The sequence below is a fragment of the Niallia sp. FSL W8-0954 genome, assembly GCF_038005605.1.
Classification (GTDB): Bacteria; Bacillota; Bacilli; order Bacillales; family Cytobacillaceae; genus Niallia; species Niallia circulans_A.
Genome location: NZ_JBBOTN010000001.1, coordinates 1,868,930 through 1,886,975 on the forward strand (window position 1 = coordinate 1,868,930; position 18,046 = coordinate 1,886,975).

20 protein-coding genes and 1 pseudogene are annotated in these 18,046 nt (G+C 34.6%); 16 read left to right on the forward strand and 5 right to left on the reverse strand.

The features are described from left to right. Positions 1 to 104: 104 nt before the first annotated feature. A complete protein-coding gene (locus tag NX902_RS09085; RefSeq protein ID WP_123257403.1) occupies positions 105 to 1,574 on the reverse strand; it encodes an aminotransferase class I/II-fold pyridoxal phosphate-dependent enzyme in 1,470 nt (489 codons plus the stop codon). Between the two features lie 379 nt (positions 1,575 to 1,953). Here NX902_RS09085 and NX902_RS09090 point away from each other — a divergent pair, with 379 nt between their 5' ends. Continuing rightward, entirely contained in the window at positions 1,954 to 2,226 is a 273-nt protein-coding gene (locus NX902_RS09090; protein WP_095329059.1) for a UPF0223 family protein, read from the forward strand. Between the two features lie 134 nt (positions 2,227 to 2,360). On the opposite strand, the gene NX902_RS09095 is transcribed toward NX902_RS09090, so the two are convergent. After that, positions 2,361 to 2,981 carry a YktB family protein gene (locus NX902_RS09095; protein WP_123259636.1) on the reverse strand — a complete coding sequence of 207 codons (621 nt, stop codon included), beginning with the start codon at positions 2,979 to 2,981 and terminating at the stop codon, positions 2,361 to 2,363. A 261-nt stretch (positions 2,982 to 3,242) separates the two neighbouring features. On the opposite strand from NX902_RS09095, the gene NX902_RS09100 reads away from it, so the two are divergent. From NX902_RS09100 to NX902_RS09125, 6 genes and pseudogenes are all read left to right on the forward strand, one after another. Further along, positions 3,243 to 3,437 (forward strand): hypothetical protein, encoded by a 195-nt coding sequence (locus NX902_RS09100; RefSeq protein ID WP_047943020.1) that lies wholly within the window; start codon positions 3,243 to 3,245, stop codon positions 3,435 to 3,437. A gap of 372 nt (positions 3,438 to 3,809) precedes the next feature. After that, positions 3,810 to 4,610, forward strand: coding sequence for an inositol monophosphatase family protein (locus NX902_RS09105; protein WP_095329061.1), 801 nt, complete (start codon positions 3,810 to 3,812; stop codon positions 4,608 to 4,610). A 534-nt stretch (positions 4,611 to 5,144) separates the two neighbouring features. Then, positions 5,145 to 6,977, forward strand: coding sequence for a translational GTPase TypA (typA, locus tag NX902_RS09110; RefSeq protein WP_095329063.1), 1,833 nt, complete (start codon positions 5,145 to 5,147; stop codon positions 6,975 to 6,977). 337 nt (positions 6,978 to 7,314) lie between these two features. Next, positions 7,315 to 7,440 (forward strand): hypothetical protein, encoded by a 126-nt coding sequence (locus NX902_RS09115; protein WP_268926838.1) that lies wholly within the window; start codon positions 7,315 to 7,317, stop codon positions 7,438 to 7,440. A 30-nt stretch (positions 7,441 to 7,470) separates the two neighbouring features. Further along, a complete protein-coding gene (locus NX902_RS09120; protein ID WP_341160695.1) occupies positions 7,471 to 7,608 on the forward strand; it encodes a hypothetical protein in 138 nt (45 codons plus the stop codon). 124 nt (positions 7,609 to 7,732) lie between these two features. After that, a pseudogene (locus NX902_RS09125) lies at positions 7,733 to 8,097 on the forward strand (cupin). A gap of 51 nt (positions 8,098 to 8,148) precedes the next feature. Here NX902_RS09125 and NX902_RS09130 read toward each other — a convergent pair. Continuing rightward, entirely contained in the window at positions 8,149 to 8,349 is a 201-nt protein-coding gene (locus NX902_RS09130; RefSeq protein WP_047939878.1) for a YlaI family protein, read from the reverse strand. A gap of 70 nt (positions 8,350 to 8,419) precedes the next feature. Further along, a complete protein-coding gene (locus NX902_RS09135; protein ID WP_123257405.1) occupies positions 8,420 to 9,028 on the reverse strand; it encodes a YhcN/YlaJ family sporulation lipoprotein in 609 nt (202 codons plus the stop codon). 221 nt (positions 9,029 to 9,249) lie between these two features. On the opposite strand from NX902_RS09135, the gene NX902_RS09140 reads away from it, so the two are divergent. Further along, positions 9,250 to 10,578, forward strand: coding sequence for a PhoH family protein (locus NX902_RS09140; RefSeq protein WP_123257406.1), 1,329 nt, complete (start codon positions 9,250 to 9,252; stop codon positions 10,576 to 10,578). 65 nt (positions 10,579 to 10,643) lie between these two features. Here NX902_RS09140 and NX902_RS09145 read toward each other — a convergent pair whose 3' ends face one another. Continuing rightward, complete coding sequence (locus NX902_RS09145) at positions 10,644 to 11,132, reverse strand: peptidyl-prolyl cis-trans isomerase (protein ID WP_123257407.1); 489 nt, start codon at positions 11,130 to 11,132, stop codon at positions 10,644 to 10,646. Positions 11,133 to 11,405: 273 nt separating this feature from the next. Between NX902_RS09145 and NX902_RS09150 the strand changes: the two genes are divergently transcribed. The 8 genes from NX902_RS09150 to NX902_RS09185 all read left to right on the forward strand — a co-directional run bounded on the left by NX902_RS09150 (position 11,406) and on the right by NX902_RS09185 (position 18,041). Further along, positions 11,406 to 11,687 (forward strand): YlaN family protein, encoded by a 282-nt coding sequence (locus NX902_RS09150; protein ID WP_016200976.1) that lies wholly within the window; start codon positions 11,406 to 11,408, stop codon positions 11,685 to 11,687. Between the two features lie 317 nt (positions 11,688 to 12,004). Beyond that, on the forward strand, positions 12,005 to 13,243 hold the full coding sequence (locus NX902_RS09155; protein ID WP_123257408.1) for an FtsW/RodA/SpoVE family cell cycle protein: 1,239 nt from the start codon (positions 12,005 to 12,007) through the stop codon (positions 13,241 to 13,243). A 428-nt stretch (positions 13,244 to 13,671) separates the two neighbouring features. Then, positions 13,672 to 14,589 carry a heme o synthase gene (cyoE, locus tag NX902_RS09160; RefSeq protein ID WP_095329068.1) on the forward strand — a complete coding sequence of 306 codons (918 nt, stop codon included), beginning with the start codon at positions 13,672 to 13,674 and terminating at the stop codon, positions 14,587 to 14,589. 302 nt (positions 14,590 to 14,891) lie between these two features. Then, positions 14,892 to 15,359 carry a DUF420 domain-containing protein gene (locus tag NX902_RS09165; RefSeq protein WP_123257409.1) on the forward strand — a complete coding sequence of 156 codons (468 nt, stop codon included), beginning with the start codon at positions 14,892 to 14,894 and terminating at the stop codon, positions 15,357 to 15,359. Between the two features lie 370 nt (positions 15,360 to 15,729). After that, the gene (locus NX902_RS09170) at positions 15,730 to 16,620 is read left to right on the forward strand and encodes a CAP domain-containing protein (protein ID WP_235973322.1); all 891 of its coding nucleotides are present in this window, start codon (positions 15,730 to 15,732) and stop codon (positions 16,618 to 16,620) included. 232 nt (positions 16,621 to 16,852) lie between these two features. Continuing rightward, positions 16,853 to 17,272 carry a YlbD family protein gene (locus NX902_RS09175; RefSeq protein ID WP_249928583.1) on the forward strand — a complete coding sequence of 140 codons (420 nt, stop codon included), beginning with the start codon at positions 16,853 to 16,855 and terminating at the stop codon, positions 17,270 to 17,272. Between the two features lie 13 nt (positions 17,273 to 17,285). Further along, positions 17,286 to 17,525, forward strand: a complete 240-nt coding sequence (locus NX902_RS09180) for a YlbE-like family protein (RefSeq protein ID WP_123257411.1) — start codon at positions 17,286 to 17,288, stop codon at positions 17,523 to 17,525. A 90-nt stretch (positions 17,526 to 17,615) separates the two neighbouring features. Next, positions 17,616 to 18,041: a hypothetical protein gene (locus tag NX902_RS09185; protein ID WP_123257412.1), complete on the forward strand. Its 426-nt coding sequence runs from the start codon at positions 17,616 to 17,618 to the stop codon at positions 18,039 to 18,041. Positions 18,042 to 18,046 lie beyond the last annotated feature (5 nt).

The window sequence follows — 18,046 nt, forward strand, 5'->3', positions numbered from 1 at the left end:
CTCCAATCTTTCTATATACAATAAACAAATGCTGTCTTTTCATTTATTACCAAATTAAAGACAGGAATACCCTATATATGGCATCCCTGCTCTCCAAAATTTATTTATCTTATTGCACGATGCTCTTTAATAACACGAAGCTTTTTGAAATCGTAATCCTCAGGACCCTGAACAGGCAATCCTGCCTCCATATTTCTTTTTATATAAGCAAGGTTATCTTCTGTAATAATTTCGCCAGGAATGAAAATAGGGATTCCTGGAGGGTATACCATAATAAACTCCGCAATTACTCTTCCCACTGAATCATCAAAATCGATTAATTCGGTTTCTGAGTAGAATGCATCTCTCGGCGTTAGTGCCAGTAAAGGGATGTTTGGCAGCATCACTCGTGCTTCTACTTTTGAAGCCTTATCTTTTCGTTCTACTGCAAGAGCTTTTAAGGCGTCAATTAAAATATTGGCCTCTCTTTCGGAATCCCCTGGTGTAATAATGCACAGAATATTATACAAATCGGACATTTCTACTTCAATGCGATAATGTTTCCGAAGCCATTCTTCCGCATCGTGGCCAGTTAAGCCAAGGTCTTTCACAGATATAATGAGTTTTGTTGGGTCATAATCGAAAGCAGAATCTGATTCCAGAATTTCTTCGCCCACACAATATAGATGTTCTACGTCATTAATCTGTCTTCGAATGTATTGTGCAAGATTAATCGTTTTATCAATCAGCTCTTTTCCTTCTGTTGCAAGACGCTTTCTGGCAACATCTAAAGAGGCTAGCAGCAAATAGGAAGTACTAGTTGTTGTCAACATACTTAAAATAGATTGTACACGTTTATAGCTAATAAGGTCGCCTCTCATATTTAAAATAGAGCTTTGTGTCATCGACCCACCGAGTTTATGCACACTTGTTGCGGCAATATCTGCTCCGGCTTGCATTGCAGACATTGGCAGTTCCTCGTGAAAATGAATGTGAACTCCATGTGCTTCATCTACAAGGACAGGGATATCATAGGAATGCGCCAAATCTACAATCGTCTTTAAATCAGCAGAGATGCCAAAATAAGTTGGATTAATAACTAAAAGCCCTTTAGCATCTGGATGAATATCTAAAGCATGTTGAACAGACTCGACGGTGATTCCATGAGAAATTCCAAGATTCTTATCTACTTCAGGGTGGATGAAAATTGGAATTGCTCCAGCAAATATTATGGCAGACATAACAGATTTATGGACATTTCTAGGAACAATAATTTTATCTCCTGGGCCACAAACACTCATGATCATCGTCATGATAGCACCACTTGTGCCTTGAACGGAAAAGAAAGTATGATCTGCTCCAAATGCCTCAGCAGCAAGCTGCTGTGCATGTTTAATCATCCCTTTTGGATAATGAAGATCATCAAGAGGACCAATATTAATAAGGTCTATCGAAAGGGCGTTTTCTCCGATAAAGTTTCTAAATTCTGGATCCATTCCATTCCCTTTTTTATGACCGGGTATATGAAATTGAATCGGATCCCTTTTAACATGTTCCAATAATCCGTGGTATAACGGTGTTTCGTGTTGTGACAATTTATTACCACACCTCTTTATTTAGTATTTTTATGCAATTTTAAGCGAACTTTATTTAAATTTCTTATGTACATCTAAAAATTTTATTGTACATTGCTGCCGCTATTCTGTCTTTAATTTCATTACTCTTAACAAGTTTTACCCTAATCTCAAAATATAAAAATCAGAAAACAAAAGAATTATAGCATTTTTTATTTTCTTTGCATACAATTAGTTTTCACTATAGGAAAAAGAATTATTTTTTTTCTCTATTTTTTCTTTCTTCAGTTTAGCTAGTAGAGGAAAGGAACTTGGGAAAAGAATCAATATTTTACTTTCTTAGCTACTTAAATTACAATAGTTTTTATCTGAAAAACTTCAATTAATAGGATGTGGAAATATGGATTATCAATACCCAATCGATATTGATTGGTCAACGGATGAAATTATTACTGTCGTTAAATTTTTTGAATGCATTGAAAAAGCATATGAAAAAGGGGTAGAGAAGGCAGAATTAATGGAGCAATACCGTGCCTTTAAAAAAATTGTCCCAGGAAAAGCGCAAGAAAAAAAAGTATGTGATGAATTTGAAGAAGTAAGTGGTTATTCAACCTATCGAACCATCAAAAAGGCGAAAGAAGCTTCGGATGATAGTAGAATAAAGATGTCATGATAGGTGATATAAAATATTTTGCTTGTAACTTTTTACAAAAAGATAATGAAAAACTGTAAACAAACCGCTGATTTTAGTTTGCTTACAGTCTAGGAGGCTGTATAACGGCCTCTTTTTTCATAGCTAATCCAAATCTAATACTCCAATGATAATTTATAAATGGGAAGCAGGGTATCATAAGTTTTTTCAATTAATGCAAGCAGTTCTTCTCCATTTGATAGAATAGAATCTCCAGCAGCGATTTTCTGACCTACTAAAAATTCAGCTTTTTTTACATCACGGAATCTTGTTAAGGCTGCTTCTAAGTTTGTCTCTCCAATTTTAACTGCATCTTTTTTCATATGGTCCATGGATAGAACATAATCTTGTGGCAAAGTGGACTGCAGAATCTCATAATTTGCCAAAAAACCTTCAGCGATTTCTTTCTTTTTTGGAAGTTCATATATATATGCTAACCAAATAAAGACATGGTCATCAAATAAGCCGACTTGGAAATGTGGATGTTGTTTGTAGCCTCGTTTATTACTTGCGATGGCAAGCCAAGTATCCTTCGGCGGGTTAACTGTTCGTCTTGCATGTTTTGCAATATGTAGAAACATTTCCATGCCAAGCTTTCCAGACAGCTCTTCAGTAAGCTGTGTGCCAATTTCGCGAAACTTTGGCTGAATTCTTTCCTGAATCGCTTCCATTCGAGCATCTAGTCCATCAATTGTAAAGGTATCAAAATCTTTTTGTGTAAAACCAGTGAATGCCATTATTTCTTATCTCCTTTTTAGTTTATCTCCATTGTTTACGGGTAAATACTGTATATAAAATCAAGTAAGCTATTTAGTCACTTAAAATGTAGCTTCAACTTAGCTAGCCTTTTCGCAAATATTGTAGCATACATAAATAATATTATGAAGGAATTTGGATTACGCTGGGTTATAGCACAAAATAGGAGCAAGCTAATTAGTTTCCACATAATATATATGAAATCAACAGAAATGCAAGTCGATGAAAGGGGTGTTCTGTCAGTGAAACAATTGATGAATTTAGCGAAGAAAATGGAAGTGGAAAAGGAAAAAAAAGCTGTTCTTCGTCTAGAAATGGATTATGAATTGGCTACCTTATTCGATGCGATGAATGAAAAGGATGAAAAACAAAAAAAATTAAGTAAGCAAAAGTTAGAAAGAATTAGGCAGGAACTTCTAAGACTTAAAGCATTATAACTAATGAATAAGCTGATAGGTAATCATGCAGCTGACTCTATAGGAAGCAACCTTTCATTCCTATAAAGTCAGCTGCATGATTTTGCATACCAATAGAAAAATGAGCTTTAGAAATATTGTTTAGCTTAAATGGACGTTGTCACCGCATTGACGAAGAGAATTGGAAAGGGAAGGGGGTATAGGCTGGGCTCTTAGTAATAGACTTTAAGAAGAAAATACATAATATTATCCAAAGAACCTGTATTCATAGAATTTTCTTATTTTATGATACTATATAGAAGAAGGATAGATTTTTTAGAAGTATGTTTAGGGATGATCTAAGCTAAAATATAGGAAACGATGAAAAAAAGAATGTAAAGAAGGGTTGAGAAGATGACAAATTGGCTGGAAATCGATAAATATGCGAAAGAATGGATTAAAGAGGCAGGAGCAAGAATTATCAAGTCTTTTTCTTCTGAGCTCATTATTCAAACGAAATCAAATAAAAATGACTTGGTCACCCAAATAGATAAGGGGACAGAAGAATTTTTGATTAATAAGATCAATAAAGTTTTTCCTTCCCATCGTATTTTAGGCGAAGAGGGAGTATGTGAGGCACTAGAAGATTTGAAAGGGATAGTCTGGATTATTGATCCTATTGATGGAACGATGAATTTTGTCCATATGCAGCGGGATTTTGCCATCTCTATTGGAATTTATGAAGATGGAGTAGGAAAGATTGGTTTAATATATGATGTAGTGGCAGACGAGCTGTACCATGTTCGAAAGGGAAATGGTGTTTTTATGAATGACTTAAAGCTATTACCTTTAAAAGATACGGCCGTGGATGAGGCTATTATCGGATTAAATGCTACATGGGTAACAAAAAATAAACGGATTGATCCGACTATCTTAGAACCACTTGTAAAAGCATCAAGAGGAACGAGATCTTTTGGATCTGCCTGTTTAGAATTAGCGTACATAGCAGCCGGAAGAATGGATGCTTATTTAACCTTAAGATTATCGCCTTGGGATTATGCAGCAGGTAAGATAATGGTTGAAGAGCTAGGCGGCAAGGTAACAACTTTAAGAAACGAACCGCTTGATTTATTAACGCAACAATCTTTTTTTGCATCCAAACCTGGATTACATGATGAAATACTTCAAAAATATCTAAAAGATGGAAACTGGTAAGAGTTGTTAAGGCTAGTTTTCGGTTACATGAAGAACTTTCTTTTTTTTATGGGATTTTAAGAACCAAATTCCACAGAATAGGCAAAAACAAATAAGAGTACCAGCTAATGTTTTTTCTAAAATACATATTCCGATGCTTATAAAACTAGATACCCCATAAACGTTATAGTAAAAATATGGATAATTATCAAAATTCATGTTTATCTTCCTTTATTATGGTCTATATTTATCAAAATTAATAGCGTATGATAGTAAAGAAATCCCACAGCGAAATGTTGTGGGTATTTTTTAATCGTGTCTCCTCTATCATACTATGTTATGGAATGGAAAGAACAGCCATAATGTAAATAAATTGTTATATTCAAGCATAAAATGATGATAAAATAAATTTTTTTATCAAAATAACGTTTACATTTGTTATTTTGATAAAAGGTTTTAGGTTTCTGTGAAATTATGTGATATAATGACTCAGTTATAATATTATTAAAAAAATAAATTAATCCAGATAGACATATTTAGGTAGGAGTGAAATTTTTGAAAATTAGAGAAGATATTCGTAACATTGCTATTATTGCTCACGTTGACCATGGGAAAACAACTTTGGTTGACCAGCTGTTAAAACAATCCGGCACATTCCGTACAAATGAACATGTGGAAGAACGTGCAATGGATTCCAACGATTTAGAAAGAGAACGTGGAATAACAATATTAGCGAAAAATACTGCTATTCAATATAAAGATAAACGTATTAATATCCTAGACACACCAGGACATGCTGACTTTGGTGGAGAAGTAGAGCGTATCATGAAAATGGTTGATGGTGTTCTACTTGTTGTTGATGCATATGAAGGTTGTATGCCACAAACACGCTTCGTATTAAAAAAAGCTTTAGAGCAAAACTTAACTCCAATTGTTGTTGTTAACAAAATTGACCGTGACTTTGCTCGTCCTGCTGAGGTTATTGATGAAGTATTAGATTTGTTTATTGAGTTAGATGCGACAGAAGAACAATTAGAATTCCCTGTTATCTATGCATCAGCTATTAATGGTACAGCTAGCACAAACCCTGAAAAACAAGATGAAAACATGCAATCATTATATGATGCAATTGTAGATCATATTCCTGCACCAGTTGACAATCGCGAAGAGCCTTTACAATTCCAAGTAGCTCTTTTAGATTACAATGATTATGTTGGAAGAATCGGTATCGGTCGTGTATTCCGCGGTACGATGAAGGTTGGTCAACAAGTAGCGTTAATGAAATTAGATGGAACAGTGAAGCAGTTCCGTGTAACAAAAATCTTTGGTTTCTTCGGATTAAAACGTCAAGAAATTGAAGAAGCATACGCTGGAGATTTAATCGCAGTATCAGGAATGGAAGATATAAACGTTGGTGAAACAGTATGTCCATTTGAACATCAAGATGCACTACCAGTTTTACGTATCGATGAGCCAACTCTTCAAATGACATTCTTAGTTAATAACTCTCCTTTTGCAGGTAAAGAAGGTAAATATTTAACTTCAAGAAAAATTGAAGAAAGATTGCGTGCACAATTAGAAACAGATGTAAGTTTACGTGTTGAAAATACAGACTCACCAGATGCATGGACGGTATCAGGACGTGGAGAACTTCATTTATCTATCTTGATTGAAAATATGCGTCGTGAAGGTTACGAGCTTCAAGTGTCAAAACCTGAAGTTATCGTTAAAACTATTGATGGAGTTCGTTGTGAGCCAATTGAACGTGTACAAATCGATGTTCCTGAAGAGCATACAGGTTCAGTTATGGAATCGATCGGTGCTCGTAAAGGTGAAATGTTAGATATGATCAACAACGGTAATGGACAAGTTCGTTTAATCTTTAACGTACCTGCTCGAGGACTTATTGGTTATACAACTGAATTTTTAACATTAACACGCGGTTATGGTATCATCAACCATACATTCGATAGTTATCAACCAATGGCATCAGGTCAAGTTGGTGGACGTCGCCAAGGTGTATTAGTAAGCATGGAGTCTGGAAAATCATCTACTTATGGAATTATGCAAGTAGAAGATCGTGGAATTATCTTTGTTGAAGCTGGGACTGAAATTTACGAAGGAATGATTGTTGGGGAACATACTCGTGAAAATGACATCACTGTTAATATCACAAAAGTAAAACAAGCAACAAACATCCGTTCAGCAAACAAAGACCAAACGGCAACAATGAAAAAACCAAGAATTATGACTTTAGAGGAATCCTTAGAATACTTGAACGATGATGAGTATTGTGAAGTAACTCCTGAATCAATTCGTTTACGCAAAAAAATCTTAAATAAAGCAGAACGTGAAAGAGCTGGCAAGAAGAAAAAATCTGCTGAATAATAATAGATAAGGAAGTCATCTGTTGATGGCTTCTTTTTTTTATTTTGAGTGAAGTGGAGGTATAGGCTTTAACTGAGAATGCAAGCAAGGAAACTAAGTGATTGTGAACAAAGAAGAGTCTTCTGTGACTGTAAGGAAGTTGGAAGAATGGTGTTCATTATTTTGAATTGTGAGAGAGGGAAACGGAGTTCATGGAGAAATGAACACCATTTTTGCATTGGGAGAGCAGAAGAATGGTGTTCATCGAGGAAATGAAAGCCACATTCAGCATGGAGAGTGTAGAAAATGGTGTTCATCGAAGGAATGAAAGCCATATTCAGCATGGAGAGTGTAGAAAATGGTGTTCATCGAAGGAATGAAAGCCATATTCAGCATTGGGAATGTAGAGAATGGTGTTCATCGAGGAAATGAAAGCCACATTCAGCATGGAGAGTGTAGAAAATGGTGTTCATCGAAGGAATGAAAGCCATATTCAGCATTGGGAATGTAGAAAATGGTGTTCATCGAAGGAATGAAAGCCACATTCAACATGCAGAGTGCAGAAAATGGTGTTCATCAAGGAAATGAAAGTCACTTTTTGCATGAGGACAAAGAAATCAGAGTGAAAGGTCATGGAGACCATCTCTCGTAGCTCTCATAAGTTAAACCCAATCTCTAATCGTAATAGAAGCACATATTCAAAAATAAATTAGTTGTATTCTTCAACCAACCTCTAAACTTATAATTAGTAAATAAAGGAAAATGAGGAATGGGAAATGAAAATTTTTCGATTTAATAAAGAGTCTGGAAAGCAAATCACTCAATTTAATTCCTGTTTTATTATGAATCGCATCCTGGAAACTAAGAAAGAAGCATATATTGGATGTATGTATCTTGAAGAAAATGGGATTATTGGTTTACATCAAGCTGTAATACCACAACTTCTGTTAATTGTTAGCGGCATAGGCTATGTTCGAGGAGAAAAGAATGAAGGTTTCAAGTTAGAAGTGGAGAGGCGGTGTATTGGGATAAAGAGGAATGGCATGAAACGAAAACAGATATTAGCTTAACAGCCATCGTTATTGAAAGTGAAGAGATAATGCCTGATTTAATGAAACCATTAAAAGAGAAGAGCATATAAAAAAGAAGACCTTACTAAAAGATCTTCTTTTTATTTATAATGCTTGTCTACTTACCAATCATCTTCTTGAGTTTTGTTTTGATAAAGAACAAAGTTACCCGAATCGATTCTTTTCTTTGTGTTTTTGGCGATTCTATCATCACACTCATTACACATATACGTATGGATTGGCCGATTTCGTAGTCGTTTTGCCTGAAAGGAGTTTTCGTCTATATCTTCAATTTTATCACATATCACACATTTAACTTTCAATAGTTGCACCTCTAATCATAAAATAGATTATAGGCACATTATAATATATAATCGTATAGAAAATCGAATTTTAATCTCTTATATGATTATTTGATTGTTCATCTTGGTTATTTTTCAGCTCTTTTTCTTCTTTATCATTCAATTTTTCATTTGATTTTTTGAGATCTCTATCTGGCTCATTTCGAATCATATCCGCTGGTACCTCTGGGATAAGTCTTCCACTAATATCAGCTAGTTCATTGAATATACCTTGAATAGGTTTTCCATTTTGAATATCTTCCCCAATTTCTTTCAGTCTTGCATTAATGTCAGGATCGGCAATGACAACTGCATTGGCGCCATCAGGATCATTTTTTAAACTCTCGGCTACTGCGTATTTTATTGAACCAACCTCAGAACGATCTAGGTCAGCGTTGACATCAACCCCTACGAGCGCATATTTACCGATTACTACCGCTGTTGCATCATTAACATTATCAATGCTTGTTGCAAGAGCTACGAGCCTTTTGGCGATATCCTGTCCAGTCTTCCGGTCAACCCTTTGGTTGGTAGAATTTTTTACATTTGTAACTTGAGGGCTGTTTTCTCTATTCTCAGATTGCTGGCTATTTTCTGCGTTATTATTTGTGCATCCTGTAAGAAGAAAAAGGACTGCGATGAAGAAAAACCATTTTTTCATAAAATTCCCTCCTTTAATATTGAAACCTACAATTAAAAGTGTACATTTCCCCTGATTTGTAGATGGAAATGAGCATTTTTACGATTTTTTACACTTCCTCTCTCTTTATTGTGCAAAATATCTTCTATCTTTATTCGATAAAACATATATTTTACCAAGGTTCTTTCCGTTACACGGATAAGTGCAGCAATATATGACGTTTTAGAGCAGGGGGCATCGGTTTGAGTAAAATTTACGTATTGGATACAAATGTCTTGTTACAGGATCCTTATTCTATTTTTTCTTTTAGTGACAATGATGTAGTAATTCCAGCAGTAGCTTTAGAAGAGGTAGACAGCAAAAAACGGTACATGGATGAAATCGGAAGGAACGCAAGACAAATATCTAGATTGATCGATAACTTAAGAGAGTCAGGAAAGTTGCACGATAAAATTCCATTGGAGAATGGTGGAACTTTACGGATAGAATTAAACCACCGTTCTTTTCACGAACTGCAAGAAATATTTGTCGAAAAAACAAATGATAATCGCATACTAGCAGTCGCAAAAAATTTATCAATAGAAGAAAGTAAAAAAGAAAATGGACGAACCGTTATTCTTGTTAGTAAAGATACACTCGTCCGTGTAAAAGCAGATGCAATTGGTTTGAAGAGTGAGGATTTTTTAAGTGATCGAGTAGTAGAAAATGAACATTTATATACTGGTTTTATGGATGTACAAGTAACCATAGATATATTGAATAACTTTTATGAAAATGGTCAACTCCCGATTGCAGAAATTGGGAATGGAAATTATTATCCAAATCAGTTTCTTATTTTAAAGGATGTATTGGGATCTTCCTCTTCAGCATTAGCTATTGTAGATTCATCGAGGAAGTTTGTTAAAAAGCTAGTGTTTGATCATGAGCATATTTGGGGGATCCGTCCAAGAAATGTGCAGCAAACGATGGCGATTGAAATGCTATTAAAAAAAGACATGCCATTAGTGACGTTAATAGGAAAAGCAGGTACAGGAAAAACACTATTGGCATTAGCATCTGGATTAATGCAGACAGAAGATTTTGGAGACTACAAAAAATTATTAGTGGCAAGACCGATTGTCCCGATGGGAAAGGATTTAGGTTTTCTTCCTGGAGAAAAGGAAGAAAAATTACGACCGTGGATGCAGCCTATTTTTGATAATCTTGAGTATTTGTTTAATACAAAGAAACCAGGAGAACTAGAAGCAATTCTGGCGGGAATGGGATCTATTGAAGTAGAGGCATTAACATATATTAGAGGAAGAAGTATTCCAGACCAGTTTATTATTATTGATGAGGCCCAGAACTTAACGAAGCATGAAGTGAAAACGATTTTAACAAGGGTTGGAGAAGGTAGTAAGATTGTTTTGATGGGAGATCCTGAACAAATTGATCATCCTTATTTAGATGCTTTTAATAATGGATTAAGCTATGTAGTAGAACGTTTTAAAGACCAACCGATAGCAGGTCATGTAAAATTAGTTAAGGGAGAAAGATCTTCTTTAGCTCAGCTTGCCGCAGATTTATTATAATTTAACGGGAAACAATGATACGCCATCTGTTAATAGCTAGATGGCGTATGTGTGAATGAATAACATTATGTAATTTTAAATGCTCTGACATTTTTGATAGGAGTTTGTTCTGGGCCTTTTGTTTGATCGAAAATATGTACAGGACCATCTTCTGTAAGCGGTTTTCCTTTTACGCAAAATAATAAGAAGATCGAACCGATTTCTTCTAAAGGAATCGCATATTCTTCTTCTTCTGTTGTGATTAAAAGAGTTTTTGCCTCTTCCTGCGGTTCTGCATTTTTTATAAAGGGAGCTAAAGCCATATAGAAGGTTCCGGTTAGCATTTCCACTTTTTTATAGGTTTTTGTGGATTGTTCTGGGGCTTTCGCTCCATCTGTAATTTCTTGATCCCAGTGCTTGGAGGCTTCTTTTGTATACGCTTCTAATTCGTCCTTTACTTCAACTGGGGCAAATACAGTATCAGCTGTTTGTTTTCGATCATCAAAGATCCAGACAGTAGGATCAATAGTAATCGGAAAATTTACCAACCCAGAAACTTGAATAATACTATTCATTTTTATATCTCCTCCGTATGTGTGTTCTTTGTTATGTATAAAAGTTCTGCAAATTAGTATTGCTTCTAAAAGAAAATATCTTAAATTGGCTAAATTTTAATTGGCAGATTAAAACAGTTGTTATGTTAAGTATAGCTTTTTCTTGTCTTTCTGTCATTCGAGATGATAGAACGCAAACTTTTAAATTTTTTAAAAGGGATTGTTCTTGCAATTTTTCTAGGTTGAGTTTAAACTTTATAGATAGGATAATCGCTCGGAAACGGGGGGATAAGATTGACTTCTGAAATGATTATTAATCATAAAGAAAAAGCAAATGAGTTATTGAAAGCAGATGCTGAAAAAATATTAAAACTAATTAAAGTTCAGATGGATAATTTAACAATGCCACAATGCCCTCTATATGAAGAGGTTTTGGATACGCAAATGTATGGATTGTCTAAAGAGATAGATTTTGCTATTCGATTAGGTTTAGTAGAAGAACAGGTTGGTAAGAAAATTTTAGATGAATTGGAAAAAGAGCTATCGATTTTGCACGAAGCATCTATAAGAAAATAAAAAGTAAACTCAAACAAAAGCATGTATTGTTTGAGTTTTTTTAGTGGCTATGTGTATTATTTGTAAATAAGGGAAGTACATACGAACAAAGGCAAATCTTTTGGCAATTTATAAGCTCACTTGAGCCCATAAGCTTGTAAGTAACATCCGATGTAGAGTAAGTAGCGGATAAGAATAAGCAATTTGTTATGATTAATAACAGAAAGCGGCCCAATATTTTATGAGAATGAAAATTAGAAGTTTATCCTTTTCAGCAGGAAAAAGATAAGACACAACGAATACTCTAAATGAGGAGATTGAATAAGGGATGCGGTTGAATGATAAAGAAGATATTAAAATCGTATGATTATACATTAATTATAGCAATGGTATTATTAATTCTATTTGGATTGATTATGATTTATAGTGCTAGCATGGTTTCAGCAGTCCAATATTATGGAGAAGACAGTAGTGATTTTTTTTATAAAAGACAACTAAAATATATTATCATTGCCGGGATTGCTTTTGTGATAGTGGCAATTTTTCCATATAAGGCATTGTTAAGCAATAAAATATTAGTACCAATGGTATTTGGCTCTATTATTTTTTTAAGTGGAATCTTTTTATTCGGTAGTGTTTTTGGAAATGCGCAAAGCTGGTATAAAGTAGGAACAGCAAGTCTTCAGCCAGCTGAGTTTGTTAAATTGGGTGTGATTATTTATCTATCGGCAATTTACTCTAAAAAACAGGCGTATATAAATGAATTTAATCGAGGCGTTGTTCCCCCGCTAGCATATTTGGTTATTGTTTGTGCATTGATTATTCTTCAGCCGGATTTTGGTACAGCAGCGATTATATTTATGATTGGTGCTACGGTTATTTTATGTTCAGGAATGAACTGGAAAAACTTGTCCAAGTTGATGCTGATTGGCTTGGCGTTTCTATTATTACTTGTTTTAATCCTCCAGCTTGCAGGAAAGAGTATTTTTACAGAAAAGCAAATGGCGAGAATTTTCGTTTTTCTAGATTCGCCTTTTGCTGAAGATGTTGTACAAGAATCTGGTTACCATATGAGTAACTCTCTTATCGCTATTGGATCTGGTGGTCTAAAAGGGGTAGGTTTGGGACAAGGTGTCCAAAAACTGGGTTACTTAACAGATGGCCATACTGATTTTATTATGGCAGTAATTGCTGAAGAACTGGGTATTTTTGGTGTCGGATTTGTAGTGGTAGGGCTCAGCTATATTGTTTTAAGAGGCATTTATACAGGATTAAAGTGTAAAGACCCGTTTGGGAGCTTATTAGCAATCGGTATTTCCAGTATGATAGGAATCCAAGCTTTTATCAATATTGGAGGAGTTTCTGGATTAATACCATTAACAGGTGTCCCGTTACCTTTTATTAGTTACGGAGGATCATCTTTATTACAATTGTCCATTGGAATGGGGATTCTTGTCAATGTTTCCATGTTCGTGAAATATGAAAGAGTTTATAAGCCGAAAGAAGAGAATGTTTCAGATATAGCAGTGAAGAAACAGCCTACTTCCAGTTTTGTTCGACCAAACCGTCATTTTTAAACAATTCAATAAAATGGCTGGGATATAAGTTTTCCAGCTAAAGAAAAACCAAAACCATGATACGAAGATATTAAAGCATTTCGTATCTGATTTTGGTTTTTTTATCTTTGTTTATAGAAGTAATACTAAGAAAACAGGTTGATTCATTTGCTTCCTTGCTAAAAAAGGCTATAATGAATAGAGTGTCTTTTTATTTGTAAAACGCTCTCGAGGAAGTTGTGATAAATGTTAAAGTTTACCAATAATGTGACAACTGAAGTTTTTAGTGTAAAAAGAGAGAAATATTCATGAAAATATGGTTTAATAGCAAAAGAGTCTTTTTTTAACATTGCTATGATGTTAAATGTGAATAATGACACAATAAAATGAACGGTATTTTATATAGTATGATATCTTTTTGTATGTAATGAAAGGGGAGATATGATCAAATGGCTAATTCTCGCGTTTATCCTGAAGCCAAATTGACGAATCAACAATCAGAAACAAGTGCTTGGAAGGATTTTCTCGCATTAATTAAAATAGGAATCGTAAATTCAAATTTAATCACCGTGTTTACCGGTATCTGGCTTGCAATAGTCTTCACAGATGCAAAGTTTCTAGAGCAAATTGATACGGTATTATATACTTTAATCGGATCAGGATTAATTATGGCAGGTTCCTGTGTTTTAAATAATTTTATTGATCGTGATATTGATCCATTAATGGAAAGAACGAAGTCCAGACCAACAGTAACAGGAAAAGTGAAGCCTGCAAAAGTTGCTGTTTTAGGTTTTGGTTTTCTCTTCATTGGTACTTTATTCCTGTTATTAACAACAATAACTGCAACTGTCATTGCTTTAATCGGTGCATTTAGCTATGTCGTTGTCTATACTATGTGGACAAAGCGTCGACTAGTATCTAACACCGTAATAGGAAGCTTTTCAGGAGCATTTCCACCACTAATTGGATGGGCTGCCATTGATCCTGGCCTCCATGTGATGGCTTGGAGCTTGTTTTTAATTATGTTTGTTTGGCAGCCGCCACATTTTTATTCTTTAGCAATTCGAAGAGCAGAAGAGTACCGAGCAGCAGGAATTCCAATGCTCCCTGTTGTTAAAGGTTTTGAGGTAGCAAAAAGGCATACGTATATATGGATTATTGCTTTATTTCCGCTGCCATTTTTGTTATACCAAATCGGTATTCCATTTTTAATATTAGCAACATTATTAAATATCGGTTGGGTTATTACGGGGATACGAGCAAGTAAAAAGGAAGATGAATACAAATGGGCAACAGCAATGTTCATTTATTCCATTCAATATTTAACAATATTATTTGTCTCAATGGTAGTATTTACATTATTCTAAAAAGGAATTGTTTATAGGGGAGAACATTTCAAGGAGAATAATGGTTGATTTCTTATTGGTTAAAGCTTGATGCTTTTTCCGATAAGAAACATTAATATCCTGAAACTTGGAGCAGTCTGAATACATATAGACTTCGATGGGATTAGTGAGACAGAGGAGACCGAGCAATGCTCGCTTTCGTCAGAAAGGTCGAGGGTGTTGCCTGGTTAACGGCACTAAATTTGCGAACCAGTCTTATTGAAAAGGGAATTTTGGGAGTTTGTTAAACAAAGAGGTAAATACTTTATGGAGTGGGTAGCTAAATGGAATTTACATTACCGATATTGCCGACAATTAGTACTACGTTTATTATTTTAAGTGCGATTTTTGTAGCGATTGGTTGGGGATTAATTAAGCAGAAAAAAAGACAACAACACCAGACTGTCATGTTATTTGCAGCGATTTTCGCGGTAATCTTTTTCGTCATTTATGCATCAAGAACGATTTTTATTGGTAACACTTCTTTTGGAGGACCAGATGATATTAAGATCTACTATACTATATTTCTTATCTTTCATATCACCTTGGCCACAATAGGTGCTGTATTAGGAATCATTATGTTGTATACAGGTTATAAGCAGCAATATGCAAAGCACCGAAAGTTAGGACCGATCACAAGTATTATTTGGTTTATTACAGCTATTACAGGAACAGCGGTTTATTTACTACTCTATGTTTTTTATCATGGAGGAGAAACGACATCTGTTATTAAAGCAATATTAGGTTTTTAAAAATAACATGTAAAAATGCTTCTAAAAAACAGAAGCATTTTTTTTATTGGTTTCTAATGGCGAAATGGATGGTTTTAAATGTAACTTTATTTACATAATTGAAAAACTACTTCTTCTATTAAAATTATTTAAATTAAGTTATACTATTTAGTAAGAAAGCCACATATATTAATAGAAACAATGCTAGAGAGGGGGGAATCCTCTGAAAATTTTATTAAGAACTGTCATAATTATTGCTGTATTATCGGCGATTGGATTCTATTTTAGTATAGCAGATGATAATAATCAGCCAGATGTATTAGTTGAAAATGGTGATAATCCTAAAAAAGTAGAGGATAATCTCAAAGAAGCAAGTAAAAATACGCAAGTTTTGCCAGCTCCTAAAGAGGGGTTAGGGAGCTTAATCGGTAAGAGTACAAGTGAACTCAAAAAGAAGTATGGGAAGCCAGCGAGAATTGATCCTTCCGCTTATGAATATGACTGGTGGATATTCAATAAGGATGACTCTAAGTATTTTCAAGCTGGTATTCTTGATGACAAAGTAGTTACCATTTATGCAATTGGCAGCTCAGTGAATGTTACGCCTTATAAAATTGGACAAGAAGTTGGAGATATTTATACAATGACTCCAATTGAAACCAATATTAGCTTTAACTACGAAAATTCCTCCTACCGTTTTGAATTATCGGAGGATGAAATAAATAACCGCCCACTTATTCAAATTGGAGATTATTATGCACAGCTATACTTTGATAAATTTAATGGTACTCTATCAAGTATTCGGTATATGGATGCCCGAACGTTACTTCATTTAAGACCATATGAATTAGTTTATCGGGGAGAACTATTAGAGACACAGAGTAATGTGGAGAATAATGAAGCAATACAAGAAGGAAACGAGCGACAAATTCTAGATATGACAAATGTATTAAGAAAAAGATTCAAGTTAAATACAGTTGAATGGGATCAGCCTACTGCGGTAGTAGCATTAGGCCATAGTAAGGATATGTTTGATACCGAAAACTTTTCTCATACATCTGAGAAGTATGGTGATTTAGAGGACCGCTTAAAAGCAGGTGACATCTTATATCAAGTTGCTGGGGAGAATATCGCTGCAGGGTATTCAGATGCTCCCGCAGTAATGGAAGGTTGGCTAAATAGCAAAGGGCATCGAGAATGTTTATTAAATGAGAAATTTACACATCTTGGAGTAGGAGTATTTGATAAATACTATACACAAAATTTTATCGAAAAATGGTAAGAGTAGAAAAAGAAACAGTCGGCAAACTCAGCGGAGGAGTGGTCGGCTGTTTTTTTTATCTGAGTTGTTGGTGTATGGTAGGGATAATTACATAGCAGGATTTGGTTATCTTTAACCAATCTTATAATCTTATTAGTTACAGGGTTTTAGGGAAATATGAAGAGAAATGCACACTTTTTACAAAGCTGTCATAAAGTAATATAGGCAGATGTATCAAATTAGAGGTGAAATAATGATGGCTGATAAAAAACTTCATCCTTCTGTAGAAGAATTTAAAGCATTTGTAAAAGCAAACCCTAAAATATTGAAAGAGGCAAGAAGTGGGAATGTGACATTACAGGAATTATATGAGGATTGGTATTTATTAGGTCCAAATGATACTAGATGGGATGGTTTATTAGAAGGTAGTGCTGAGTCCACCCAAAAGAAAGAAGAGGCATCAGGTAATCGGACTGTATGGATGTCTAATATTGTTGATACATTAAAGAATATGGACCAAAATCAAATCCAAGGATACTTGGCAAACTTAAACCAAGCTTTAGGTACGTTGCAAGGTGTTATCTCTCAATTCGCTCCCAATAGTGGTTCTAGTGGAACATCTGCGCCAACAGAACAAAAACCTTCTGGACCATTTTCTTTTAGGAAAGATTAAATAGGAGGACTATATGAGACAGAATATTAAAGAATATATTGCGCAGAATACAGAATTACAACAGTTTATACGAGAACAGCCACAATGGTATAGAGAATTAAGCAGAAATCCAAATCAGTTAGAAGTCTTTGAGATTGCTTCCCTTCATTATTATAAAAAAACCATCCCAGATCATGTGGAAAAGTTTTCGAATGGTGTACAAATGGCGTCTATGATGGTTAGCATGTTTCAGGCAATGAATGCACAATCTTAGGTCTTTAGAAGTCAATAAATACTTTGAGTAAAACAAACAGGAATGGTAATACTAACGAAAACATTATTAAAATTACCAGGAGTGTTTATGTTGAAAAAATTCGGATTGATTTGTATTCCTGCTTTTCTCCTTTTAACTGGGTGTAGCCATGATATACCTGATCCAAAAGTAAAACCTCATAAGGAAGCAGTAAATGGTGTAATCTCATCAAATATGGCTGTACAAGCCTCTACTACTTATAGAGATACAGAAAAGATGGCTGTGCATCATTTAGTGAAGGGAAATAAAGTATTTGTAGAATGCAGAGTAAAGGACTATTCATTCAGAGAAGATAGCCAGGGGAAATTAGGTAAAATAGTTTTAGAAGTTGATGGTCAGAAGTATGAATATTCTTCTGCTGCCTTTGTAATTGAAGGGCTGAAAGCAGGAAAGCATACGATTAATCTTTCTGTTATAGATGCAGCAAGTAAGGAAACGCAATATCAGAAGTCATTTCAAGTAATGATTAAAAGTTAGATAAA

Coding starts and splice junctions, on each gene's coding strand:
- NX902_RS09090 (WP_095329059.1), top strand. CDS start 1,954: ATGGATTATCAATACCCAATCGATATTGATTGGTCAACGGATGAAATT.
- NX902_RS09095 (WP_123259636.1), bottom strand. CDS start 2,981: ATGGCATTCACTGGTTTTACACAAAAAGATTTTGATACCTTTACAATT.
- NX902_RS09105 (WP_095329061.1), top strand. CDS start 3,810: ATGACAAATTGGCTGGAAATCGATAAATATGCGAAAGAATGGATTAAA.
- NX902_RS09115 (WP_268926838.1), top strand. CDS start 7,315: ATGGTGTTCATCGAAGGAATGAAAGCCATATTCAGCATTGGGAATGTA.
- NX902_RS09120 (WP_341160695.1), top strand. CDS start 7,471: ATGGTGTTCATCGAAGGAATGAAAGCCACATTCAACATGCAGAGTGCA.
- NX902_RS09135 (WP_123257405.1), bottom strand. CDS start 9,028: ATGAAAAAATGGTTTTTCTTCATCGCAGTCCTTTTTCTTCTTACAGGA.
- NX902_RS09145 (WP_123257407.1), bottom strand. CDS start 11,132: ATGAATAGTATTATTCAAGTTTCTGGGTTGGTAAATTTTCCGATTACT.
- NX902_RS09155 (WP_123257408.1), top strand. CDS start 12,005: ATGATAAAGAAGATATTAAAATCGTATGATTATACATTAATTATAGCA.
- cyoE (WP_095329068.1), top strand. CDS start 13,672: ATGGCTAATTCTCGCGTTTATCCTGAAGCCAAATTGACGAATCAACAA.
- NX902_RS09165 (WP_123257409.1), top strand. CDS start 14,892: ATGGAATTTACATTACCGATATTGCCGACAATTAGTACTACGTTTATT.
- NX902_RS09175 (WP_249928583.1), top strand. CDS start 16,853: ATGATGGCTGATAAAAAACTTCATCCTTCTGTAGAAGAATTTAAAGCA.
- NX902_RS09180 (WP_123257411.1), top strand. CDS start 17,286: ATGAGACAGAATATTAAAGAATATATTGCGCAGAATACAGAATTACAA.